The organism is Streptomyces sp. LARHCF249 (assembly GCF_052871255.1).
The window spans coordinates 106,882-130,122 of the sequence record NZ_JBIXJQ010000015.1 but is presented as its reverse complement, the minus strand read 5'-3'; the positions used below and the strand labels follow the sequence as shown (position 1 = coordinate 130,122).

17 protein-coding genes are annotated in these 23,241 nt (G+C 72.9%); 4 read left to right on the top strand and 13 right to left on the bottom strand.

Going from position 1 to position 23,241, the window contains the following annotated elements:
- Complete coding sequence (locus ACIPUC_RS32940) at nucleotides 1-903, top strand: aminoglycoside phosphotransferase family protein (protein ID WP_446594048.1); 903 nt, start codon at nucleotides 1-3, stop codon at nucleotides 901-903.
- 43 nt (nucleotides 904-946) lie between these two features.
- Complete coding sequence (locus tag ACIPUC_RS32935; RefSeq protein ID WP_446594047.1) at nucleotides 947-1,873, top strand: slipin family protein; 927 nt, start codon at nucleotides 947-949, stop codon at nucleotides 1,871-1,873.
- Nucleotides 1,874-1,878: 5 nt separating this feature from the next.
- Here the strand turns inward: ACIPUC_RS32935 and ACIPUC_RS32930 are convergent, their stop codons facing one another.
- From ACIPUC_RS32930 to ACIPUC_RS32880, 11 genes are all read right to left on the bottom strand, one after another.
- Complete coding sequence (locus tag ACIPUC_RS32930) at nucleotides 1,879-3,573, bottom strand: proline--tRNA ligase (RefSeq protein ID WP_446594046.1); 1,695 nt, start codon at nucleotides 3,571-3,573, stop codon at nucleotides 1,879-1,881.
- A 58-nt stretch (nucleotides 3,574-3,631) separates the two neighbouring features.
- The gene (locus tag ACIPUC_RS32925) at nucleotides 3,632-4,174 is read right to left on the bottom strand and encodes a GNAT family N-acetyltransferase (RefSeq protein WP_446594045.1); all 543 of its coding nucleotides are present in this window, start codon (nucleotides 4,172-4,174) and stop codon (nucleotides 3,632-3,634) included.
- Between the two features lie 50 nt (nucleotides 4,175-4,224).
- Nucleotides 4,225-5,070: a GNAT family N-acetyltransferase gene (locus ACIPUC_RS32920; protein WP_446594044.1), complete on the bottom strand. Its 846-nt coding sequence runs from the start codon at nucleotides 5,068-5,070 to the stop codon at nucleotides 4,225-4,227.
- A 139-nt stretch (nucleotides 5,071-5,209) separates the two neighbouring features.
- On the bottom strand, nucleotides 5,210-6,367 hold the full coding sequence (gene ispG, locus ACIPUC_RS32915) for a flavodoxin-dependent (E)-4-hydroxy-3-methylbut-2-enyl-diphosphate synthase (protein WP_446594043.1): 1,158 nt from the start codon (nucleotides 6,365-6,367) through the stop codon (nucleotides 5,210-5,212).
- Nucleotides 6,368-6,552: 185 nt separating this feature from the next.
- Entirely contained in the window at nucleotides 6,553-7,854 is a 1,302-nt protein-coding gene (locus ACIPUC_RS32910) for a M50 family metallopeptidase (RefSeq protein WP_446594042.1), read from the bottom strand.
- Nucleotides 7,851-9,104 carry a 1-deoxy-D-xylulose-5-phosphate reductoisomerase gene (gene dxr, locus ACIPUC_RS32905; protein WP_446594041.1) on the bottom strand — a complete coding sequence of 418 codons (1,254 nt, stop codon included), beginning with the start codon at nucleotides 9,102-9,104 and terminating at the stop codon, nucleotides 7,851-7,853. Before dxr ends, ACIPUC_RS32910 begins: the two co-directional genes overlap by 4 nt.
- A gap of 21 nt (nucleotides 9,105-9,125) precedes the next feature.
- Nucleotides 9,126-10,445 (bottom strand): hypothetical protein, encoded by a 1,320-nt coding sequence (locus tag ACIPUC_RS32900; protein WP_446594040.1) that lies wholly within the window; start codon nucleotides 10,443-10,445, stop codon nucleotides 9,126-9,128.
- Between the two features lie 76 nt (nucleotides 10,446-10,521).
- A complete protein-coding gene (locus ACIPUC_RS32895) occupies nucleotides 10,522-12,465 on the bottom strand; it encodes an acyl-CoA dehydrogenase family protein (RefSeq protein ID WP_446594039.1) in 1,944 nt (647 codons plus the stop codon).
- 154 nt (nucleotides 12,466-12,619) lie between these two features.
- A complete protein-coding gene (locus tag ACIPUC_RS32890; RefSeq protein ID WP_446594038.1) occupies nucleotides 12,620-14,065 on the bottom strand; it encodes an aldehyde dehydrogenase family protein in 1,446 nt (481 codons plus the stop codon).
- Nucleotides 14,066-14,223: 158 nt separating this feature from the next.
- Nucleotides 14,224-15,804, bottom strand: coding sequence for a PucR family transcriptional regulator (locus ACIPUC_RS32885; protein ID WP_446594037.1), 1,581 nt, complete (start codon nucleotides 15,802-15,804; stop codon nucleotides 14,224-14,226).
- A 128-nt stretch (nucleotides 15,805-15,932) separates the two neighbouring features.
- The gene (locus ACIPUC_RS32880; protein WP_446594036.1) at nucleotides 15,933-18,350 is read right to left on the bottom strand and encodes an ATP/GTP-binding protein; all 2,418 of its coding nucleotides are present in this window, start codon (nucleotides 18,348-18,350) and stop codon (nucleotides 15,933-15,935) included.
- A 250-nt stretch (nucleotides 18,351-18,600) separates the two neighbouring features.
- Between ACIPUC_RS32880 and gabT the strand changes: the two genes are divergently transcribed.
- A complete protein-coding gene (gabT, locus tag ACIPUC_RS32875; protein ID WP_069922176.1) occupies nucleotides 18,601-19,935 on the top strand; it encodes a 4-aminobutyrate--2-oxoglutarate transaminase in 1,335 nt (444 codons plus the stop codon).
- 394 nt (nucleotides 19,936-20,329) lie between these two features.
- The gene (locus ACIPUC_RS32870; protein ID WP_446594035.1) at nucleotides 20,330-20,857 is read left to right on the top strand and encodes a phosphatase PAP2 family protein; all 528 of its coding nucleotides are present in this window, start codon (nucleotides 20,330-20,332) and stop codon (nucleotides 20,855-20,857) included.
- Here the strand turns inward: ACIPUC_RS32870 and ACIPUC_RS32865 are convergent.
- Nucleotides 20,823-22,628 carry a chitinase gene (locus tag ACIPUC_RS32865; protein ID WP_446594034.1) on the bottom strand — a complete coding sequence of 602 codons (1,806 nt, stop codon included), beginning with the start codon at nucleotides 22,626-22,628 and terminating at the stop codon, nucleotides 20,823-20,825. The two genes, ACIPUC_RS32870 and ACIPUC_RS32865, sit on opposite strands and share 35 nt — an antisense overlap.
- A gap of 61 nt (nucleotides 22,629-22,689) precedes the next feature.
- Nucleotides 22,690-23,154: a hypothetical protein gene (locus tag ACIPUC_RS32860; protein WP_446594033.1), complete on the bottom strand. Its 465-nt coding sequence runs from the start codon at nucleotides 23,152-23,154 to the stop codon at nucleotides 22,690-22,692.
- Nucleotides 23,155-23,241: the final 87 nt, after the last annotated feature.

Below are 23,241 nucleotides of genomic sequence, written 5' to 3'. Positions count from 1 at the left end.
ATGGCTTTCGAACCGCCGCAGCGGCTTGTACGGGCGCTCGGCGAGATGCCTGAATCGGCGCAGGACGCGGAGTGGCTGGAGCAGCTGCCCAAGCTCACCGAGGCCGCGCTGTCCCGGCGCGGGGTGCAGGCCCAGCGGGTGCAGGCCCCGGGCGGCCGCAGCAGCCTGGTCGTCCTCGTCCAGTACGCCGACGGGACCCCGGCCGCGCTGAAGCTGGCGCCCCCGCACGCCCGCCCCGACCGGGAGCTGGCCGCCCTGGCGCACTGGGGCGGTTTCGGGGCGGTACGGGTCCTCGACTCGCGGTACCACGAGGAGGACGGGGCGCTGCTGCTGGAGCGGCTGCACCCGGAGGTATCGCTGCGGTCGCTGCCGGACGCCAAGGCGCTGCTGGAGGCCAGCGGCACGCTGCGCAGGCTGTGGGTGGCGCCGCCCTCGGGGCACGTCTGGGAGACGGTGCGGGAGCGGACGGAGCGGCAGTCGGCGGCGCTGCGGGCGGCCCCGGCGGAGGTCCGGGATCTGGCCGGCACGGCCCTGGCGATGCGTGACGAGCTGGTCGCGGCCGCGCCGGAGGAGCTGCTGCTGCACGGGAACTTCCGGCAGGGCAAGGTCCTCGCCGGCGAGCGCGCGCCGTGGCTGACGGTGGGCCCGGAACCGGTGGTCGGCGAGCGGGCGTACGACCTGGCGCGGCTGGTGCGGGACCGGCTGGAGGACCAGGTGGCCACCTCGGCGGGGGCCGCGGGCGCCCGGCGCCGGGTGAACCGGCTGGCCGACGCCCTGGAGGTGGACCGGGACCGGCTGCGGGGCTGGACGGTGTTCCGGGCGGTGGAGTCGGGGAGCAGGGCGCTGGCCGCCGGACGGCGCCGGGACGCGGAGCTGCTGCTGGAGTTCGCCGCCTGGTTGTGAGGGCATACCGTAGGTAGGAAGGCATGCCCGGCAGGGGGCCGTCATGGTCGAAGAACTGCTGACCGCGGGAATCGCCGCCGCGACGGGTGTCGCGGTGTACTTGGGCGCTGCCGCGCGCGTGGTGAAGCAGTACGAGCGGGGCTTGGTGTTCCGCTTCGGTCGGCTGCGGGACGAGATCCGGCCGCCCGGTTTCACCGTGATCGTCCCCGGGGTCGACCGGCTGCGGAAGGTCAACATGCAGATCGTGACGCTGCCGGTGCCGGCCCAGGAGGGCATCACCCGGGACAACGTCACGGTCCGGGTGGACGCCGTCGTGTACTTCAAGGTGGTCGATCCGGCGAACGCGATCGTGGCGGTGGAGGACTACCGCTTCGCCGTCTCGCAGATGGCGCAGACCTCGCTCAGGTCGATCATCGGCAAGTCGGACCTGGACGATCTGCTGTCCAACCGGGAGATGCTGAACCAGGGCCTGGAGCTGATGATCGACAGCCCGGCGGTGGGGTGGGGCGTGCAGATCGACCGGGTCGAGATCAAGGACGTGTCCCTGCCGGAGACGATGAAGCGGTCGATGGCCCGGCAGGCGGAGGCGGACCGCGAGCGCCGGGCCCGTGTGATCAACGCGGATGCGGAGCTCCAGGCCTCGCACAAGCTGGCCGAAGCGGCCGGGGTCATGTCGGAGCAGCCGGCCGCGCTGCAGTTGCGGCTGCTGCAGACCGTGGTCGCGGTGGCCGCGGAGAAGAACTCGACACTGGTCCTCCCGTTCCCGGTCGAACTCCTCCGCTTCCTGGAACGCGCGGCCCCCGTCCCCCCGGGAGCTGCCCCTTCCGGAGCCCCGGCGGCGGCTCCGGCTCCGGCCGACGCCGACGCCCCGGCTCTCGGCGGAGCCCCGACCACGGCCGACGCCCCGGACGGCCTGCTGCTGGACGGCTCGCCGCCGCCCCCGGCGGAGCCGGACGACACTCCCCCCTAGGCCGGTTACGTCAGGCGGGACAGGGCCTCGGGCAGGGTGAGCTCCTCGCGGTGGCCCGACGCGCGGTGTTGGAGTTCGACGATGCCGTCGGCCGAGCGGCGGCCCGCGACCAGGATCCACGGGACGCCGATGAGCTCCGCGTCGGTGAGCTTCACGCCGGGCGACAGCCCGGGGCGGTCGTCCAGCAGGACCCTCCGCCCCGCCTCCGCGAGGGCAGCCGCCGCCTGCTCCGCCAGTGCCAGCGGCACGGCCTTGCCCGCCGCCACCACGTGCACGTCGGCCGGGGCCACGGCGGCCGGCCAGGACAGGCCCCGCTCGTCCGCCGTCTGCTCGGCCAGCGCCGCCACCGCGCGCGAGACGCCGATGCCGTACGAGCCCATCGTGACCCGCACCGGCTTGCCCTCCTTGCCGAGCACGTCCAGGCCGAAGGCGTCCGCGTACTTGCGGCCCAGCTGGAAGATGTGCCCGATCTCGATCGCGCGGTCCAGCCGGAGGCCCGCGCCGCAGCGCGGGCAGGGGTCGCCCGGCTCCACGACCACCACGTCCAGGTACTGGTCCACCTCGAAGTCACGCCCGCAGACGACGTTCCGGGCGTGGGTGTCGGCCTTGTTGGCCCCCGTGACCCACGAAGTGCCCGGCGCCACCCGGGGGTCGGCCAGGTAGCGGACCTTGTCCAGGCCCTGCGGGCCCACGTAGCCCCGTACGAGGTCGGGCCGGCCCTCGAAGTCCTCGGCGGTGACGAGTTCGACGACGGCCGGGGCCAGGTGTTCGCCCAGCTTGCCGAGGTCCACCTCGCGGTCGCCCGGCACTCCGACGGCCACGATCTCCCCGTCCACCTTGACCAGGAGGTTCTTCAGGGTCGCCGAGGCCGGGACGCCGAGCAGCGCCGCCAGGGTCTCGATGGTCGGGGTGTCCGGGGTGTCCAGCTCCTCCACGGGGCCGTGCTCGCCTGCGACCGGGGTCAGCGCGAAGGTCACCGCCTCGGTGTTCGCCGCGTAGTCGCAGGCGGGACAGTCCGCGAAGGTGTCCTCGCCCGCCTCCGCGGGCGCCAGGAACTCCTCGGACGCCGAGCCGCCCATCGCCCCCGACACGGCCGACACGATCCGGTGGTCCAGGCCGAGGCGGCTGAAGATGCGCTGGTACGCGGCGCGGTGGAGCGCGTAGGACTCCGCCAGGCCCTCGTCGGACACGTCGAAGGAGTACGAGTCTTTCATCTGGAATTCGCGCCCGCGCAGCACTCCCGACCGGGGCCGCGCCTCGTCGCGGTACTTGGTCTGGATCTGGTACAGCATGACCGGCAGGTCCTTGTACGAGGTGCACTGGTCCTTCACCACCAGGGTGAAGATCTCCTCGTGGGTGGGCCCGAGCAGGTAGTCCGCGCCCTTGCGGTCCCTGAGCCGGAACAGCAGGTCCCCGTACTCCGACCAGCGTCCGCTGACCTCGTACGGCTCCTTCGGCAGCAGCGCGGGGAGCAGTACCTCCTGGGCCCCGATCGCGTCCATCTCCTCGCGGACGATGCGCGAGACGTTGTCCAGGACCCGCTTGCCGAGCGGCAGCCACGTCCACACGCCCGCCGAGCTGCGCCGGACGTAGCCGGCGCGGACCAGCAGCCGGTGGCTGAGGGTTTCGGCGTCGGCCGGGTCCTCGCGGAGGGTCTTGGCCATGAGTCGGGACATGCGCTGCACGTGATGAGTGGACATGCCGGGAGATTACCGGCGGCCGTGCGGGCGGGGGTACGAGGTTTTTCAGGGCCGCCGCTCAGGGCCGCGGCAGTGGCAGCGGGGCGCCCATGACGGCGTACGGGAGGCACGCGCTCGGGAAGTGGACCTGGCGGGCGAGGTCGACGTAGCCCAGCGCCCGGTAGAGGCCGCGGGCGGGGCTTTCGGTGTCGATGGCGGAGAGGATCGAGCGGGGCTCGGCGGCGCCGTCGGTGAGGGCGGTGATCAGGGCGCGGCCGACGCCGTGGCCCTGGAATCCGGGGTGGACGTGCAGTTCGGTGATCACGAAGGAGCCGTCGAGCCAGTCCTCGTGGCCGCCCGCCCGCAGGTAGGGCTCGACGATGGTGGACCACCAGTGGGTGCGGTCGTTGGGCATCCCGTAGACGAATCCGGTGAGCGCCCCGTCCTCGGTGAAGGCCCCCAGCGCGCGGGCGCCGCGGCAGGTCATGTGGCGCTGCACGATGTAGCGCCGGATGCCGACCTCCTCCTCGCTGAGGCCGAAGGCGACGGCCTGCACGCGCAGGGCCTCGTCCACCCGTGCGGCGAGGTCGAGGGGGCCGATGCGGACTCCGGAAGGCAGCATGCGGCGACCTTACTTCGCGGTAGGGACCGGCCGGTACGGGTTCGGCCGGTTCAGAACAGGACGCTCATGAAGGCGCCGACCTCGCGGAAGCCCACCCGCTTGTAGGAGGCCCGGGCGGCGGTGTTGAAGTCGTTCACGTAGAGGCTGACCACGGGTGCCACGTCGCGCAGCGCGTAGCCGACGACGGCGGCCATCCCGGTCTCCGAGTAGCCGCGGCCGCGGAACTCGGGGGCCACCCACACGCCCTGGATCTGGCAGGCGCCGGCGGTGGCGGCGCCGATCTCCGCCTTGAAGACGATCTTCCCGTTCTCGATGCGGGCGAAGGAGCGGCCGCTGCCGACGAGTTCGGCGACCCGGGCCTGGTAGAGCAGCCCGCCGTCACCGGACATCGGCGAGATGCCGACCTCCTCGGTGAACATGGCCACGCAGGCGGGCATGATCAGGTCCATCTCGTCCTTGCGGACGCGGCGGACCAGCGGGTCGGCCCGGACCGTGGTGGAGGGGCCCTCGATGACCATGAGCGGCTGGTGGGAGCGCACGTCGCGGGCGGGTCCCCAGCTGGGCTCCAGGAGCTGCCAGAGCAGCCGGGTGGGCTCGGCGGGGCCGACGATGGAGGAGCAGCGGCGGCCGGTGCGGCGGGCGCGGTCGGCGAAGGCGCGGACGGCTTCGCGTTCCGCGCAGACGGGGACGAGGTTGGCGCCCGCGTAGCACAGGGAGCGGAGCTCCCCGTCGGCGTACCAGCCCCACATCTCGCCGCCCAGGCGCCAGGGGTCGAGCCCGGCGACCTGGACCCGGGAGGTGACGAACGCGTTCTCGACCGGCTCGCGTCCGAGGACGTCGAGCGCGGCGTCGAGATCACCGGGCTCTAGGACCCGGGTGGTGGTCTGCGTCAACACTGGGGCCTCACCGTACAAGTCTGCTGATCTCCGCACTGTACCCGCCGCGCCCTGCGGATGCCTGGTCTCCCAGGTCACGAAAAAGCCCCGGCCCCGCCCGCGAGCTGCGGGAACGGGGCCGGGGCACTGCTCGGGAGGATCAGACGCCGATCGCGACGGTCGGCTCGCCCGACGTCACGCCGTCCTTCTCCATCTGCTCGGCGATCTTCATCGCCTCTTCGATGAGGGTCTCGACGATCTTCGACTCGGGGACGGTCTTGATGACCTCGCCCTTCACGAAGATCTGGCCCTTGCCGTTGCCGGAGGCCACGCCCAGGTCGGCCTCGCGGGCCTCGCCGGGGCCGTTGACGACGCAGCCCATGACCGCGACGCGCAGCGGGACCTCCATGCCCTCCAGGCCCGCCGTGACCTCCTCGGCCAGCTTGTAGACGTCGACCTGGGCGCGCCCGCAGGACGGGCAGGAGACGATCTCCAGGCGGCGCGGCTTGAGGTTCAGCGACTCCAGGATCTGGTTGCCGACCTTGACCTCCTCGACCGGCGGCGCGGAGAGGGAGACGCGGATGGTGTCGCCGATGCCCTCGGAGAGCAGCGCGCCGAAGGCGACGGCGGACTTGATGGTGCCCTGGAAGGCGGGGCCGGCCTCGGTGACGCCGAGGTGCAGCGGGTAGTCGCACTGGGCGGCGAGCTGGCGGTAGGCGTTGACCATGACGACCGGGTCGTTGTGCTTGACCGAGATCTTGATGTCGCCGAAGCCGTGCTCCTCGAAGAGGGAGGCCTCCCACAGCGCGGACTCGACCAGCGCCTCGGGGGTGGCCTTGCCGTACTTCTTCAGCAGTCGCGCGTCGAGGGAGCCGGCGTTGACGCCGATCCGGATCGGGGTGCCCGCGTCCTTGGCGGCGTGGGCGATCTCCTTGACCTTGTCGTCGAACTGCTTGATGTTGCCCGGGTTCACGCGGACGGCGGCGCAGCCGGCGTCGATGGCGGCGAACACGTACTTGGGCTGGAAGTGGATGTCGGCGATGACCGGGATCTGCGACTTCTTCGCGATGACGGCGAGGGCGTCGGCGTCGTCCTGCGTGGGGCAGGCCACGCGGACGATGTTGCAGCCGGAGGCGGTCAGCTCGGCGATCTGCTGGAGCGTCGCGCCGATGTCGGAGGTGCGGGTCGTGGTCATCGACTGCACCGAGATGGGTGCGTCGCCGCCGACGGCCACGGAGCCGACCTGGATCTTGCGGCTGACCCTGCGGTCGGCAAGCTTCGTCGGCACGGCCGGCATTCCGAGAGAGATGGCAGTCATCTGCTGTGCAACCCCAAGGTGTGGATCAAGGTCCCGAGATCGGCGGGCTCCAGGCTTCGAGATTACGCCAATCACGGTGCGGCCCTCGCATCCGAGGGGGCGTGCCACCCGAACGTAGGGAGCCGGGCACGATGCGTGCCCGGCTCCCCGGTTCCTCGTGTAGGCCCCGCCCCGCCCGGGACTGCTCAGGTGATCTTGATCGGGTTCACCACGTCCGCGACCATCACCAGCAGCGTGAAGCAGATGAACAGCCCGGCCACCACGTACGCGACCGGCATCAGCTTGGCCACGTCGAACGGGCCGGGGTCGGGGCGCCGGAAGACGCGTGCCACGGTGCGCCGGACCGACTCCCACAAGGCGCCCGCGATGTGCCCGCCGTCGAGCGGGAGCAGCGGCAGCATGTTGAACAGGAACAGCGAGAGGTTGAAGCCGGCCAGCAGGTTGAGGAAGAACACCAGCTGGTGCTGGGCGGGGATGTCCAGGGTGAAGATCTCACCGCTGACCCGCGCCGCTCCGACCACGCCCATGGGGCTGTCCTGCGCGCGCTCGGCTCCGTTGAAGGCCGCGTTCCACAGGTCGGGGACCTTGGACGGCAGGTCGATCAGCGACTGCACGCCGGCCGCCATCATCTCGCCCATGCGGTCGAGGGACTGGCCGAAGGACTGCGGTACGTAGCCGGAGGCGGGGGCGAAGCCCAGGAAGCCGGCCGTGACGTACTGGTCCTTGACGTACCTGCCGTCGCCGTCGGTCTTGGCGACCTTGTTCTCGATCAGGTTCGCCGTGAGGCCGATCTTCTCGCCGGCCCGCTCCACGGTGATCGTGGCGGGGCCGACGGTGGCGCGGATGTCCTTCTGCAGGGCGGACCAGTCCTCGACCGGGCGGCCGTTGAAGGCGATGATCTTGTCGCCCGCCTTGAGGCCCGCCGCCTTGGCGGGGGCTGCCGGGTCCCCGGGGGCGCACTTGTCGCGCTTCTCGCTCTGCTGGATGACGCAGTCCGAGACGGTGGCGACCGTCGTCGTCTGGGTGTTCAGCCCGAAGGCCATCAGCGTGGTGAGGAAGATCGCCACGGCCAGGACGAGGTTCATGAACGGGCCGGCGAACATCACGATGACGCGCTTCCACGGCTTGCGCGTGTAGAAGAGCCGGCTCTCGTCGCCGGGCTGGAGCTCCTCGTACGCGGCCGAGCGCGCGTCCTCGATCATCGACCGGAACGGCGAGGTCGAGCGGGCGGTGACCTTGCCGTCCTCGCCGGGCGGGAACATCCCGATCATGCGGATGTAGCCGCCCATCGGGATGGCCTTGATCCCGTACTCGGTCTCGCCCTTCCGACGCGACCAGATGGTCGGGCCGAAGCCCACCATGTACTGCGGCACCCGGATGCCGAAGAGCTTGGCCGTGGAGAGGTGTCCCAGCTCGTGCCAGGCGATGGAGACCAGCAGGCCGACCGCGAAGATCACGACCCCGACCACCGTCATCAGCAGTGTCATGCGCCCGCCTCCACGGCGGCCCGCGCCGCCATCTCCCGCGCCCGGGCCCTGGCCCAGGCTTCTGCTTCGAGGACGTCCTGGACCGTCAGGGAAGTTCCCGGCTCCGGCGTCCCGTGCTCGTCCACCACGGCAGAGACGGTATCCATGATTGCCGTGAACGGCAGCCGACCGGCCAGGAACGCCTCCACGCACTCCTCGTTGGCCGCGTTGAACACCGCCGGGGCGGTGCCGCCGAGGGTGCCCACGTGCCGGGCCAGGCCCACCGCCGGGAAGGCCTCGGTGTCCAGCGGGAAGAACTCCCAGGTGGAGGCCTTGGTCCAGTCGAAGGCGGGGGCGGCGTCCGGGACCCGCTGGGGCCAGCCGAGGCCGATCGCGATGGGGCCGCGCATGTCCGGCGGGGTGGCCTGGGCGAGCGTGGAGCCGTCCGTGAACTCGACCATCGAGTGCACGTAGGACTGCGGGTGGACCACGACCTCGATGCGGTCGAAGGGGATGTCGTAGAGCAGGTGCGCCTCGATGACCTCGAGCCCCTTGTTGACCAGGGTGGCGCTGTTGACCGTGATCACCGGGCCCATGGCCCAGGTGGGGTGCGCGAGGGCGTCCTGCACGGTGACGGCGGCCAGCTCGGCGCGGGTGCGGCCGCGGAAGGGCCCGCCGGAGGCCGTGACCACCAGCTTGCGCACGTCGGCCCGGGTCCCGGCGGCGAGCGCCTGGAAGAGCGCGGCGTGCTCGGAGTCCACGGGGATGATCTGGCCGGGCTGCGCGAGGGCCTTCACCAGCGGGCCGCCGACGATCAGCGACTCCTTGTTGGCGAGGGCCAGGGTGCGGCCGGCCCGCAGCGCGGCGAGGGTGGGCGCGAGGCCGATGGAGCCGGTGATGCCGTTGAGGACCGTGTGGCACTCGGAGGCCGCGAGCTCGGCCGCCGCGTCCGGCCCGGCCATGATCTCGGGCAGCGGCTCCGTCGCTCCGTACCGGGCGCTCAGCGCCTCTTTCAGCGCCGGTACGACGTCCTCGCGGGCGACGGCCACCGCCCGGACCCGGAGCCGCCGGGCCTGCTCGGCCAGCAGCTCGACCCGCCCGCCGGCGGCGGACAGCGCGGTCACCCGGAACCGGTCCGGGTTGCGCAGGGCCAGGTCGATGGCCTGGGTGCCGATGGACCCGGTGGACCCGAGGATGACGATGTCCCGGGGGCCGGCCGCGGGGTCGAAGAGGAGGTGCGGATCGGCGAGGGGGGCTGGGCTGTCGCTCATGCCCCCCATTGTTGCCGGAACTCAGGAGCGGCCGGACACGGAGCCCCCTTCCGTGACCCGCAGGAGCAGGTGCGGGAGCGTTCCGCCGAAGTCGGGGAGGGTCCGGGCGACCCGCCACCAGGCTTCGGGGTCCTCGCCGAGGGCCACGGCGAACAACCGGTCGGCCTCGGCCCGGGCGGCGAGCACCGGCTCCGGCCGGTCGTGGCGGTCGGGGTGGTCGACGTCCCCCAGCCAGTGGTCCTCGTCCAGGGCCCAGCAGGCGGGCAGCTTGTGCCGGATCACGTCCTCGCCGGTGAGCAGCCCGCGGGCCAGGCAGTTGCGCACCCAGCGGATGTCCTCCTGGACCGATTCCATCGGCACCGCGAGGCTCGCCAGGGCCAGTTCGCGCTCCACGCCCCCGAACGGCTCGGCGGCCTTCGGGGCCAGCCGGCCCACCGCCGCTGTGAGCCCGGGAACCGGCGGTCCGGCGGCCGGCTCGGCCAGGGTGTCGGAGACGACCCTGGTCACGAGCTCGGGCAGGCCGCCGCGGAAGGTGTGGGCGTGCCGGAGCAGCTCCGCCCAGAGCCGGGGGTCGTCCCCCAGCGGGCGCAGGACCCGTGCCGCGGCCGACTGCATGCCCGCCCGTTCGGGCAGGGTCCAGCGCAGGCCGCTGGTCTCGGCGAGGCAGGCGAGCAGCAGGGTCCGGTGCGCGGGGGCGACGTGGGTGACGAGCTCGTCGAAGGTGAGCAGCCCCATGCGGACGGCCCGTACGGCGGGCCGGTGCCAGGAGCGCCCGTACGTGTGGGTGTCCTGCGTGCCGGTGCCGAGCAGCGCCTGGCAGGCCTGAAGGGGCAGGCCGCCGACCAGCAGCAGCGCCTCCACGGCGCCGGGCGGCAGCGGCGCGCGGGCGTGCTCGCGCAGCAGCGGCTCCGGGTCGAGGGGGTCGTGCGGCATGCGCAGCAGGGTGAGGGGGATCCGGGGCCGGCGGCCGTGCCGGCGCAGCAGCGCGACGAGGTCGTCCTGGCCGAACGGGCCGGGGCCTACCTGTGCCAGCAGTTCGGGGGAGGGCCCCGGGCGGGCCGCGTACCGCGCGGGGCCGGGCAGGCCGGGCAGCGGCCGTCCGACGACGCGCGGGTTGCGGGCGATGTAGTGCCGGTCCTGCGCGCTTCCGTCGCGCAGCAGGAGGGTGACGGCCGAGGCGGGCAGCCATTCGTCGCGGCACAGGTACTTGCGGGCCGCCGGGTCGTGGCGCTCGAGCCGGTCGAGGAGTCCGGCGGCCACGTGGTCCGGGGCGTGGCGCAGGACGTGCGCCACGCACCAGGCCAGCCGCCGGCTGTTGCGGTCTTCCACGGCCGTCGACATCGCAGCCCGCCTCGCGCTCGTACCCGTACCTGACCTGTACCCGTACATCAGTCCGACTACTGTCGATGATCGCAGGTCAGCGGAGGGGACGGTGCACGTTTTCGCGGGTCGAGGGTCCGGGGGCGGCGTCCGCGATCCACGGGCCGTCTCCGGAGGGGTCGATGATGCCGTCCTCCAGCCAGGTGTAGGTGCCGCTCAGCACGCCTTCGACGACCTTGTGGTCGACGGCGTCGGTGTTGGTCCAGAGCCGGCCGAAGAGCTCCTCGACCCGGATCCGGGACTGCCGGCAGAAGGCGTCGGCCAGCTGGTACGCCTCACGGCCGTGGTCGCCCGTGGCGCGCAGGTGCTCGGCGCGGACGCAGGCCGCGCTCATCGCGAAGAGCTCGGCGCCGATGTCGACGATCCGGGCGAGGAAGCCCTGTTTGGTCTCCATGCGGCCCTGCCAGCGGGACATGGCGTAGAACGTGGACCGGGCGAGTTTGCGGGCACCGCGCTCGACGTAGCGCAGGTGGGTGGCGAGGTCAGGGTGGCCGGCGGGGTGGAAGGCGCGGTACGTGCCGGGGACCTGGCCGGCGCCGGTGGCCAGCTTGGGCAGCCAGCGGGCGTAGAAGCCGGCGGCGCGGGCGCCCGCCCTGGCCTTGTCGCCGAGGTCCTTGTCGGGGTCGATGAGGTCGCCCGCGACCGACAGGTGGGCGTCGACGGCCTCGCGGGCGATCAGCAGGTGCATGATCTCGGTGGAGCCCTCGAAGATCCGGTTGATGCGCAGGTCGCGGAGCATCTGCTCGGCGGGGACGGCGCGTTCGCCGCGGGCGGCGAGGGACTCGGCGGTCTCGAAGCCGCGCCCGCCGCGGATCTGGACCAGCTCGTCGGCCATCAGGCAGGCCATCTCCGAGCCGTACAGCTTGGCGAGTGCGGCCTCGATGCGGATGTCGTTGCGGTTCTCGTCGGCCATCTGCGAGGCCAGGTCGACGACGGCCTCGAGGGCGAAGGTGGTGGCGGCGATGAAGGAGATCTTGGCGCCCACGGCCTCGTGCTTCGCGACCGGCCGGCCCCACTGCTCGCGCACGCCCGACCACTCGCGGGCGATCTTCAGACACCACTTGCCGGCGCCGACGCACATCGCGGGCAGCGACAGCCGCCCGGTGTTGAGCGTGGTCAGGGCGATCTTGAGGCCGGAGCCCTCGGCGCCGATGCGCTGCGCCGCCGGGACCCGCACCTGGTGGAAGCGGGTGACGCCGTTCTCCAGACCGCGCAGGCCCATGAAGGCGTTGCGGTGCTCGACGGTGATCCCCGGCGAGTCGGCCTCGACGACGAAGGCGGTGATCCCGCCGCGGTGGTGCTCGCTCTCGGGCACCCGGGCCATCACCACGAGCAGGTCCGCGACCACCCCGTTGGTGGTCCACAGCTTCACCCCGTCGAGGACGTACGCGTCCTCCCCGTCCGGGACCGCGGTGGTCGCCAGCCGCGCCGGGTCGGAGCCCACGTCCGGCTCGGTCAGCAGGAAGGCGCTGATGGCGGTGGTGGCGCAGCGCGGCAGGTAGGCGTCCTTCTGCTCCTGCGTGCCGAAGATCTTCAGCGGCTGCGGGACGCCGATGGACTGGTGGGCGGAGAGCAGCGCGCCGATGGCGGGGCTGACGGAGCCGACGAGGGCGAGCGCCTTGTTGTAGTAGACCTGGGTGAGGCCGAGGCCGCCGTACTTGGGGTCGATCTTCATGCCGAGGGCGCCGAGCTCTTTCAGCCCGCGCACCGTCTCGTCGGGGATCTTCGCCTCGCGCTCGATGCGCGCACCGTCGATCTCCGTCTCGCAGAAGGCCCGCAGCCGGGCCAGGAAGGCCTCGCCGCGCCGGACGTCCTCGTCGGCGGGGAGCGGGTGGGGGTGGATCAGGTCGAGCCGCAGCCTGCCGAGGAAGAGCTCCTTGGCGAAGCTGGGCTTGCGCCAGTCCGATTCCCGAGCCGCTTCCGCGACCTGCCGTGCCTCGCGCTCGGTCACCTTGGGCTGTGCGGGCTGTGTTGCGGACATGAGGGGACTCACCTCGCCGCCGAGTCGGATGGTTCACCGGATTACCAGCCGGTGCTACCTGTGAGTCGTACCCAATGTCGGCGGGATGGAAAAGGGGGACGGCCCGAACCCCCGCACAGTAGGTTCGGGCCGTCGGCTTTTTGGCCGTACGAGATCAGATGTCGAGGCCGGTCAGGACCAGGACTCGCTCGTACGTGTAGTCGTCCATCGCGTAGCGGACACCCTCGCGGCCCACACCGGACTGCTTGACGCCGCCGTAGGGCATCTGGTCGGCACGGTAGGACGGCGCGTCGCCGACGACCACGCCGCCGACCTCGAGCTCGCGGTGGGCGCGGAAGGCGACCTGGATGTCGCGGGTGAAGACGCCGGTCTGCAGACCGAACTTCGAGTCGTTCACCGCGGCGAAGGCCTCGTCGGTGTTCTCCACCTTCGTGAGGGTGAGGACCGGCCCGAAGACCTCCTCGGTGGCGAGCTTGACGCCCGCCGGGACCTCGGCGAGCACGGTGGGCTCGTACGAGGCGCCCTCGCGCTTGCCGCCGGTGAGCAGCTTGGCTCCGGCGGACACGGCCTCGTCGACCCAGGACTCGACCCGCTGGGCGGCGCCCTCGGAGACCAGGGGGCCGACGTCGGTGGCGGAGTCGGACGGGTCGCCGGTGACCTGGGCCTGGACCTTCGCGACGACCTTCTCCACGAGGCGGTCGTAGACGGAGGCGTCGGCGATCACGCGCTGCACGGAGATGCAGGACTGGCCGGCCTGGTAGTTCGAGAAGGTCGCGATGCGGGTCGCGGCCCAGTCGAGGTCGGCCTCGGAGGACCAGTCGGCGAGGACCACGGCCGCGGCGTTGCCGCCGAGCTCCAGCGTGCAGTGCTTGTGGGGCACCGACTGCTGGATGGCGTAGCCGACGGTGTCGGAGCCGGTGAAGGAGATGACGGGGAGGCGCTCGTCCTTGACCAGGGCGGGCATCTTCTCGTTCGCGACCGGCAGCACCGACCAGGAACCGGCCGGGAGGTCGGTCTCGGCGAGCAGCTCACCCAGGATCAGCCCGGACAGCGGCGTCGCCGGGGCGGGCTTGAGGATGATCGGCGCGCCGACGGCGATGGCCGGGGCCACCTTGTGGGCGCACAGGTTCAGCGGGAAGTTGAACGGCGCGATGCCGAGGACCGGGCCCTTGACGAAGCGGCGGGTCAGCGCGAGACGGCCGACGCCGCCGGCGTCGGTGTCGAGGCGCTGGGCCTCTCCGCCGTTGAAGCGACGGGCCTCCTCGGCGGCGAAGCGGAATACGGACACCGCACGGCCGACCTCACCGCGCGCCCACTTGATGGGCTTGCCGTTCTCGGCGGAGATCAGCTGGGCGATCTCCTCGGTGCGCTCGGCGAGCCGCTTGGACACGTGGTCCAGGGCGGCGGCGCGCACATGGGCGGGGGTCGCCGAGAACTCCGCCGTCACGGCGTACGCCGCGGCCACGGCCTCTTCGACCTGGGCGTCGGTGGGCACGCTGACCGTGCCGACCAGGCGGCCGTCCCACGGGGAGTGGACGTCGAAGCTGTCCTCGCCGGTGGCCAGGCGGCCGGCGAGCCAGAAGGCGTGGGTGGAAGTCATGCGAATCCCGGCCCTTCGGATGTGTGCGGTGGGTCCTGTCCCCACCACCGTAGGACGCCGTCGGGCTTTCGTGGTTTATCCGGGGTGTAGTACCCGCTGTCCGGGCCGCGCCGCTTTGTCACTGTCGCACTGCACGGTCCCCTGCTGGGGCTCCGCCCCTACGACGGAGCCGGGGAGGCCTTGAGGGCGAGCCAGAGCTCCATGCGGACGTCCGGGTCGTCCAGGGAGCGGCCGAGGATCTCCTCGACGCGTTTCATCCGGTAGCGCAGGGTGTGGCGGTGCACGCCGAGGTCGGCGGCGGCCGCGTCCCACTGGCCGTGCCGGGAGAGCCAGGCCTGGAGCGAGGCCACCAGGTCGCCGCGCCCGGTCGCGTCGTGCTCCCGCAGCGCGCGCAGGGTGCCGTCCGCGAAGGCCCGCACGGCGTCGTCGGCCAGCAGCGGCAGGACCGAGCCCGCCGCCATCTCCTCGTGCTCCACCATCGGCCGCCCCCGCCGCCGGGCCACCGCCAGGGCCTGGTCGGCCTGTTTGAGGGCCGCCGCGACGGTGCCCGGACCGGCTGCCGCGGACAGGCCGACCACCAGTTCGTCGGGCTCGGGACCGGCGGTGTCCCGGCCGCGCCGCGCCTCCAGGGCCTCCGCGTGGTCCATGCACGCCTGGACGGCCGCTCCCCCGTCGGCGGCCAGGACCACCAGCCGGCCCGGCTCGGGGACCACCAGCAGCGGCTCCCCGCTGCGGGACGCCGCCGACTCCACCGTGTCGGCCAGCAGGGCAAGCCCCTCCGGCTGGGCCGTCCCCGGCAGCGCCGCCTCGGCCGTGATCAGCCGGAACGGCGCCTCCAGCAGGGCCCCGTACAGGTCCCCGGCGACGGCCCGCGCATGCTCGGACTCCCCGGCCAGCAGCATCCGCAGCACCGCCGCGCCCAGCCGGGACTCGGCGTCGTGCAGCGAGCGGGAGCGCTCGGTGGTGAGGGTGAGCAGGGCGACCGCGGAGTGCACGGCGTACCGCTCGGCCGTGCCCAGCGGGGCCCCGGTGCCGACGGCCAGGGCGCCGCGCGCCCGCCGGCCCGTGCCCAGGGACTGCAGTTCGACCCGGTCCTCCGAGCCGCCGACGACGGCGCTCGCGGGCGCGGGCCGCTCCCGCAGCCGCTCCACGTCCGGGGTGAGCCGGGCGGCGCGCCGGGCGGCCCAGTCGGGGGCGGCCGCGACGACCGAGCCCGAGGTGTCGTACAGCGCGGCCCAGCCGTGGACGTGCGCGGCCAGCTTCGACAGCAGCTCGGCGGGCCCGTCGGCGGACAGCGCGGCCCGTGTCAGCTCCCGCTGCGCCTCGAACCCGGCGGTCACGGCCCGGTACTGGTCGGCGGCGAGGGCGGCGGAGACGGCCTTGCTGATGGCGAGGAAGGGGGTCCGCCGCGGGACCTCCAGCAGCGGCATGTCCTCCTTCCGGGCGGCCTCGACCAGCGCTTCGGGGATCGCCTCGTAGTTGACGCCGATCGCGAAGCCGATGCCGACGACTCCGGCCGCGGCGAGGCGGCGTACGTAGCGGCCCATCTCCTGCGGGTCCTCCGCGTCCAGCTTCATCGCGGTGATCAGGAGCAGCTCCCCGCCCTCCATGTAGGGCACGGGGTCGGCGAGCTCGCTGACGTGGGCCCAGCGCACGGGGGTGTCGAGGCGGCCCTCCCCCGCCCGGACGCTGAGCTTGAGCGCCGAGTGCTGGACGAGCGAGGCGAGGGTGAGCGGCATCGGTTACCGGGGCCTTAGCGGGAGGGGACGGCGGAAGGGGCGACAGAAGGTCATCAGGGGAGCCGCGCCCGATTTCGCCGTGTCGTATGAACGGCTCCCCTCGATTCTGCCACCTCGTACGGGTCCGTTCAGGCCGTTCCGCCGAGCCGGACCAGCAGCGGAGCCGCCCGCTCCCCCTGGACCGAGGTCAGCGACAGGACCGCGTGCCCGGGTGGCACGGTGTTGGCGAGGGCAGATGCCGACCAGCGCTCCCGGTCGACCTGGCGCACCGTGACCGCGTCCGTGGTGACCTCCTTGCCGGTGATGAGCTTGCGCAAGGCGTGCAGGAAGCGGGTCGTGGCCCGGTCGGCGTAGACCGCCCGGCTGGTGACGTCCCTGGTCTCGATGAGCTCGGTGCCCCACGCCTCTGAGAAGTACTTGCCGTCCCAGGTGGTCACCCCGGAGAAGGCCATCCGGCAGCCGACCGCGCCGAGCAGCTGGGTCCGCAGTTCCTCCGGCACCTCGTCCAGCGTGCGCAGCGTCAGCAGGACGCCCGCGTTGGCCGAGCGCAGCCGCTGCAGGCCGCGCAGCGTCTGCGGGGTCAAGGTGTGCGAGGCGTCGTCGAAGACGAGACACGCGAAGAGGGAGCGGTCCGTGCGCGCCGCGGCGGAGGTGTTGAACTGGGCGAGCAGAAGCCGGGCCAGCATGCGCGAGGCGTCGGGATGGGCCCGCTCGGGCAGATCGACGCGGACCCGGACCGGGTGTTCCAGAGAGCGCAGCGAGAAGGGGCGCCCGACGCCGCTGGTGTCGAAGAAGCCGTGGAAGGCGGGCCGGTCCAGGAGCCCGACCCTGTCGGCGAGCACGGGGCCCGGGTCGCCGTGGGCGCCGTACTGGCGTTCGCGGGCGTCGAGTTCGCGCAGCATGGCCTGAGCCCCGGCGGCCTCCAGGTCCCGGCGCAGCGCGGCCAGGGCGGCGGGCACCCTGTCGAGGAGCTCGCGCAGCTCGGCCACGGCGGGGAAGCGTCCGTACGCGGCGCGGAATGGCCCCAGCAGCTGGGCGAGGGCGGTCGCGGCCCGGCGGGCCTCGATCCCGGGAATGTCGCCGACGAAGGCCTCGGCCAGCAGGGAGGCGGCCTCGTCGGGGTCGCTGGTGCCCCCGTAGAGGTCGAGGTCGTGGACGGAGGCGGGGTCTGCGGGGCGGACCACGACGTCGTAGGCGTCGTCCGGGCCGAGTCCGGCGCCTGCGGCGCCGACGGCGATCACCGCGGCCTCCCCGGCCAGCGCCTGGAGGGCCAGGGATTCGACGACCGGACGGACCAGGCGGGCCGTCTTGCCCGCGCCGGAGGGCCCGACGGCGAGCATCGAGGTGGCCAGCACCGAGGGGTCCAGGGCCAGTCCGGTGCCCCACCTCTCGTCCGGGTTGGGTTCGGCGTCGGTGACGAGGCCGATCCGGACCTGGGCGACGGTCAGGTCGTGTGCGGCGATACGCACGGGCAGATCACGCGCCTTCGAGGGGTGCGCGCACGCTGCCGCGCCGTTCTCGCGCACGGACTGCGCGAACGCGGACCGGCGCGAGGAATCGACCCGGACGGATGCGAAAGCCCGGCTGATCCGCGCGTGGTCGACGTCGTTCATCCGGCCCGCGTCGGCCTCGGCGGCCAACCGGTCGGCGGCTTCCGCCAGTCCGGCGGCCCGCAGCTGCGGCCAGGCCACCGGGTCCTCGGGGCTGCCCGCGACGGCAGCGGCCGGGGCGGATTCGGTGCGCGTGAGCAGGGTGCGCCAGCTGCCGAACCGGGCGAAGACGTACCGGGCGAGGACGTAGACCAGGGGAAGGTAGATCACCACGTAGAGGACGTAGGTCAGCAGCGGGCCCGCGACCTCGCCGAGCTCCTGGTACGGCAGGTGTCCGAAGGCGAGCGGGTAGACCGGGAGGACTTCGGTCTCGATCAGCAGCACGACCGCCAGGGCTCCGGCCGCGGCGCCCAGCGCCTGGTACCAGGGCCCGCGCGAGGCGATCAGCCGGTCGAAGGCGGCACGCCAGCCGCCGAGCCGGGCGAAGACGAGGAACAGGCCGACGGTGACGATCAGCTCGTAGATCTCGAGGGCGGCCAGGCCGCGGTGGTCGAGAGGGTTCTTGACCAGGCCGTGGCTCCACCAGTTCTCGGGGGTGAAGAGGTAGAGCGGGCTCCCGGCGAAGGGCAGCCTTCCCTCCAGGAACATCCGCCGGCAGGCGAAGTAGACCAGAAAGGCGATCACGACCCGCGTGAGCACCGCCCGGCTGGACCCCTCGGGCTTGCGGACGGGCGGGACGTAGCCGTGGCGCCAGACGCCCGGCGCGGCGACCGGCCTGGGCACGCGCAGCCAGGCGCTGAAGGGCGAGCCGACGGACTGCGCCCCCGTGCGGGGGGCGTGGGCGGGCGGCGGCGGGGCCACGGCCGGACGCGGCGGGCGCGCGGGCGGCGGACCGGCCGGGTGGGGCACGTGTGCTCCGGCGGCGCGGCCGCCGGTCGGGCCGCCCGGACCCGCGTACCTGCCCTGGCTGTGGCCGTGCGTGCCGTCGGTGTCCATGAAACCCCTGCCCCCTGCCCGTTCCTGCGCTGCGCCGCTCAATGTAGTTGCCGGGCGGCGGCCATGGGCCGTACCCGCACAGGGTTTCGCCGCGCCGCCCGTTGAAGTCCCTGCGCGTCCTTCCTATGGCCGTCACGGACAAGGACACGCGGACACCACTCCCGAACGGAGCATGCAGTACCCCCTCCGCCGGGCCTAGCCTGCGGACAAAGACACAAGTGCGTCCGAAAACACCCCCCAGGAGCCCTCTATGACCGCTGTCCCGCAGGAGCGCCGCATCGTCACCGCGATCCCCGGCCCCAAGTCGCAGGAGCTGCAGGCCCGCCGCCTCGAGACGGTGGCCGGCGGCGTGGGCTCCGTGCTCCCCGTCTTCACGGCCCGCGCGGGCGGCGGCATCATCGAGGACGTCGACGGCAACCGCCTGATCGACTTCGGCTCCGGCATCGCCGTGACCTCGGTCGGCGCCTCCGCCGAGGCCGTCGTGCGCCGCGCCTCCGCGCAGCTCGCGGACTTCACCCACACCTGCTTCATGGTCACCCCCTACGAGGGCTACGTGGAGGTCTGCGAGGCCCTCGCCGAGCTCACCCCGGGTGACCACGCGAAGAAGTCGGCGCTGTTCAACTCCGGCGCCGAGGCCGTCGAGAACGCCGTCAAGATCGCCCGTTCGTACACCAAGCGCCAGGCCGTCGTCGTCTTCGACCACGGCTACCACGGCCGTACGAACCTGACGATGGCGCTGACCTCGAAGAACATGCCGTACAAGCAGGGCTTCGGCCCGTTCGCGCCCGAGGTCTACCGCGTCCCGGTCGCCTACGGCTACCGCTGGCCCACCGGCGCCGAGAACTGCGGCCCCGAGGCCGCCGCCCAGGCGATCGACCAGATCACCAAGCAGATCGGCGCCGACAACGTCGCCGCGATCATCATCGAGCCGGTGCTCGGCGAGGGCGGCTTCATCGAGCCGGCGAAGGGCTTCCTCCCGGCGATCGTGAAGTTCGCCAACGACAACGGCATCGTCTTCGTCGCCGACGAGATCCAGTCCGGCTTCTGCCGTACCGGCCAGTGGTTCGCGTGCGAGGACGAGGGCATCGTCCCGGACCTGATCACCACCGCCAAGGGCATCGCGGGCGGTCTGCCGCTCGCCGCCGTGACCGGCCGCGCCGAGATCATGGACTCCGCGCACGCGGGTGGCCTGGGCGGCACCTACGGCGGCAACCCGGTGGCCTGCGCCGGCGCGCTCGGCTCCATCGAGACCATGAAGGAGCTCGACCTCAACGCCGCGGCGAAGAAGATCGAGTCCCTCATGAAGGCCCGCCTGACGGCCATGCAGGAGAAGTACGAGATCATCGGCGACATCCGCGGCCGCGGCGCCATGATCGCGATCGAGCTGGTCAAGGACCCCGCGTCCAAGACCCCGTTCCCGGAGGCGGCCGGTGCACTGGCCAAGGCCTGCCACGCCGAGGGCCTGCTCGTGCTCACCTGCGGCACCTACGGCAACGTGCTCCGCTTCCTCCCGCCGATCGTCATCGGCGAGGACCTGCTGAACGAGGGCCTGGACATCCTCGAGGCCGCGTTCGCGGGCATCTGATCGATCGGCTAGAACGTGCGAGCGCAGCGCCCGGTTCCTACCGGCGGTAACGGTCGGACGCTGTGAAGAAGGTGTGGGGGGCCGATGGCGGGTGCGCGTTCCTGCTGTCGGCCCCCCTCTCGCTGCCGTACGGTTTCTGCAGATGAGTGAGACACCCCGCTCACGGGAAACCGGGGGCGATTCCAGTACCGGGCTTCCCCAGCGCCGTACTGGGCATGCGTTCGCGCACACTCCTCACCGATCGGACAGCCGACCGCCCCAAACCCCCCGGGGCGAGCGGCAACCCGATCCGGGCGGCCGTCCCGGAACCATCCCCCCTGTTCCGGGACGGCCGGCCACTCCCCTCCTGGCCGCCGCCGTCTGCGGCCTCCTCTTCTCCCTGGTCACCTGGCAGGTGCTGGTCTCCGGCCCGCTGCTGACCCCGGATCACGCGCTGAGCCGCGCACTGGTGCGCACGGTCCCCGACTCCGTCACCGAACGGCTCTCGGACCTGGGCAACGTCCCCGTCGCCGTGCCCGTCCTCGTCCTCGCCATGGCCTACGCCGCCCGGCGCGGCCGGCGCCTCGCGGCCGGTGCGGCCGGGCTGGCGATGGCCCTGGTGCCGGCCCTGGTCATCCCGTTCAAGCAGTGGACCGCCCGCCCGGGCCCGCTGGAGCCCTGGGCCGCCGGCTACTTCCCCTCGGGCCACACGGCCACGGCGGCCGTGGCGTACGTCGGCGCGGCCCTGCTCGTGCGCCCGTACACCCGCCGGGCATGGCCGACGGCCGCCGCCCTCGTCCTCATGGGGGCAACGGCCGCCGGGCTGGTCCTGCGGGGCTGGCACTGGCCGCTGGACGTGCTGGCCAGCCTGCTGGTGTGCGCGCCCCTGCTGCTCGGCGTGCGGTGGGTCAGCCACCGAAGTAGGCGTCGAAGTTCCGGCTGAACTCCCCTCCTCCGAAGCGGTCCCAGTTGATCGACCAGGCCATCAGGCCGCGCAGGGCGGGCCAGGTGCCGTGCGTCGGGTAGCTGCCGCAGTTGGTCTTCTTCGTCAGGCAGTCCAGGGCCTTGTTCACCTCGGCGGGCGGGGTGTGGCCGTTGCCCGCGTTCGCCGTGGCCGGCAGGCCGATGGCCACCTGCTCCGGGCGCAGCGGCGGGAAGACGCGGGCGGTGTTCCCGGCGACCGGGAAGCCGGTGAGCAGCATGTCGGTCATGGCGATGTGGAAGTCCGCGCCGCCCATGGAGTGGTACTGGTTGTCGAGGCCCATGATCGGGCCCGAGTTGTAGTCCTGGACGTGGAGCAGGGTGAGGTCGTCGCGCAGGGCGTGGATGACCGGCAGGTAGGCGCCGGCGCGCGGGTCCTGGCCGCCCCAGGGGCCGGAGCCGTAGAACTGGTAGCCCAGCTGGACGAAGAAGGTCTCGGGGGCCATGGTCAGGACGAACTCCGGGCCGTACCTGGCCTTCAGGGTCTTCACGGCGGAGATCAGGTTGACGATTCCCGGGGTGGTGGGGGCCCGGAAGTCGGTGTCCCCGGCGGCCAGGGAGAGGGAGTGGCCCTCGAAGTCGATGTCGAGGCCGTTGAGCCCGTAATCGTCGATGATCTTGCTGACGGAGGAGACGAAGGTGTCGCGGGCGGCCGTGGTCGCGAGCTGCACCTGGCCGTTCTGGCCGCCTATGGAGATCAGCACCTTCTTGCCCGCGGCCTGCTTGGCCTTGACGGCCGCCTTGAACTCCGCCGGGGTTTCGGCGTTCGGGCACTCGGCGACCGGGCAGAGCCGGAAGCGGATGTCGCCCGAGGTGACCGAGGTCGGCTCGCCGAAGGCGAGGTTGACGACGTCCCAGGAGGCGGGCACGTCCGCCATCCGCACGTAGCCGGAGCCGTTGGCGAAGCTCGCGTGCAGGTAGCCGACCAGCGCGTGCGCGGGCAGTCCGCCACCGCCGCCCCCGCCGCCGCTCGTCGTGGCCACGGAGACGGGAGCGCTCTTCGGCGATTCGCCCGCCGCGTTCACCGCGCTGACCTGGAAGGTGTACGTCGTGGACGCGGCGAGGCCGGTCACGCTCGCCGGGGCGGAGGTGACGGAGAGCGGCGCGGCGCCGTCCCGGTGGACGGTGTACGAGGTGGCCCCGGGCACGGCCGGCCAGGACAGGGAGACCGAGGTCGACGAGGTGGCGCTCGCGGTCAGGCCGGTGGGGGCGGCCGGGGGCTGGGGCCGGCCGGGGCCGCCGGGGTCGGGGCCCACCAGGGCGAGGTCGTCGGTGAAGTGGGCGGACTGGCCGTACCAGCCGTGGGTGTGGACCGTCACGGAGGTGGTCGACGGGCCGGTGCGGAACCTGGTCGTCAGCTGCTTCCAGGCGCCGGGGGTCTGGGTCCAGGCGGACACGTCGGTGGTGCCGGTCCCGCTCGCGCCCAGGTACACGTACGCGCCCTGCACCCAGGCGGAGAGGGTGTACGCCGAGTCGGGCTTGACGGTGACGGTCTGGGCGCAGCGGGCGTGGTCCTGCCCGGCCGGGGTGGCCTTGAGGGCGGAACTCCCGCTGTGGACAGGCGTGGTGACGACGACTCCGCTGCCCGCCGAGCAGCTCCAGCCGTCGAGTCCGGCTTCGAAGCCGCCGTTGCGTACGAGATCGGCGTCGGCCGCCGCGGCCGGCGGGCCCGCGGCGAGGAAGCCGGCCGCTGCCAGGGCTGCGGCCGTGAGGAGGGACCATGCTCTGCGCACAACTGCCTCCGGGGCATGGGGGGATGGAGGTCGCCCAAGATGGTCCAGACCAATACCCTTGTCAAGGCTTCCGGCCCTCCTGCGCCACGGCGCTCGCGGCCGCCTCGTGCATCGCGAGCTCCAGCACGGCCGGATCGGTGAGCGTCCCCTGCCCGTCGGGAAGCACCAGCCAGCGCACCCCGCCGGTCGCCCGGCCGGGGTACGGGACCACGATCCAGGTCCCGCGGCCCGCGCCCCGTACGCCCGTGCCGATCCAGCGGGACGCCGTGCCCGGAGGCACGAAGAAGCCCAGCCGGGAGTCGCCGAAGTCGGCGAGCACCGGGCCGGGCCGTTCGAGGAGCAGGTTCAGTACGTCGAGGGTGGCCTGCCCCAGCTCCCCGGGCAGGATCAGCACGTCCCAGCGCCGGCCGGCGGGCAGCAGGACCACCCCGAGGGGGTTGCGCTCCCACTCCCACCGGCAGGCGTCGGGGTCCGGCGCCACCGATACGAGCCATTCCACTGCCGTCTTGTCCCCCGGGGTCGCCATCGCCCGGCCTCCGTTCGTCTCGTCTCGTGCGGTGAAGGGTTCTCACCGGGAGAGAGCGCGGCCGGGCGCGGCTATGACGCGGGTTCC

Bases quoted from the DNA above. Each gene is read 5' to 3' on its own strand.
- ACIPUC_RS32940 (WP_446594048.1), top strand. From the start codon at position 1: ATGGCTTTCGAACCGCCGCAGCGGCTTGTACGGGCGCTCGGCGAGATG.
- ACIPUC_RS32935 (WP_446594047.1), top strand. From the start codon at position 947: ATGGTCGAAGAACTGCTGACCGCGGGAATCGCCGCCGCGACGGGTGTC.
- ACIPUC_RS32930 (WP_446594046.1), bottom strand. From the start codon at position 3,573: ATGTCCACTCATCACGTGCAGCGCATGTCCCGACTCATGGCCAAGACC.
- ACIPUC_RS32925 (WP_446594045.1), bottom strand. From the start codon at position 4,174: ATGCTGCCTTCCGGAGTCCGCATCGGCCCCCTCGACCTCGCCGCACGG.
- ispG (WP_446594043.1), bottom strand. From the start codon at position 6,367: ATGACTGCCATCTCTCTCGGAATGCCGGCCGTGCCGACGAAGCTTGCC.
- ACIPUC_RS32910 (WP_446594042.1), bottom strand. From the start codon at position 7,854: ATGACACTGCTGATGACGGTGGTCGGGGTCGTGATCTTCGCGGTCGGC.
- dxr (WP_446594041.1), bottom strand. From the start codon at position 9,104: ATGAGCGACAGCCCAGCCCCCCTCGCCGATCCGCACCTCCTCTTCGAC.
- ACIPUC_RS32900 (WP_446594040.1), bottom strand. From the start codon at position 10,445: ATGTCGACGGCCGTGGAAGACCGCAACAGCCGGCGGCTGGCCTGGTGC.
- ACIPUC_RS32895 (WP_446594039.1), bottom strand. From the start codon at position 12,465: ATGTCCGCAACACAGCCCGCACAGCCCAAGGTGACCGAGCGCGAGGCA.
- ACIPUC_RS32890 (WP_446594038.1), bottom strand. From the start codon at position 14,065: ATGACTTCCACCCACGCCTTCTGGCTCGCCGGCCGCCTGGCCACCGGC.
- ACIPUC_RS32885 (WP_446594037.1), bottom strand. From the start codon at position 15,804: ATGCCGCTCACCCTCGCCTCGCTCGTCCAGCACTCGGCGCTCAAGCTC.
- ACIPUC_RS32880 (WP_446594036.1), bottom strand. From the start codon at position 18,350: ATGGACACCGACGGCACGCACGGCCACAGCCAGGGCAGGTACGCGGGT.
- gabT (WP_069922176.1), top strand. From the start codon at position 18,601: ATGACCGCTGTCCCGCAGGAGCGCCGCATCGTCACCGCGATCCCCGGC.
- ACIPUC_RS32860 (WP_446594033.1), bottom strand. From the start codon at position 23,154: ATGGCGACCCCGGGGGACAAGACGGCAGTGGAATGGCTCGTATCGGTG.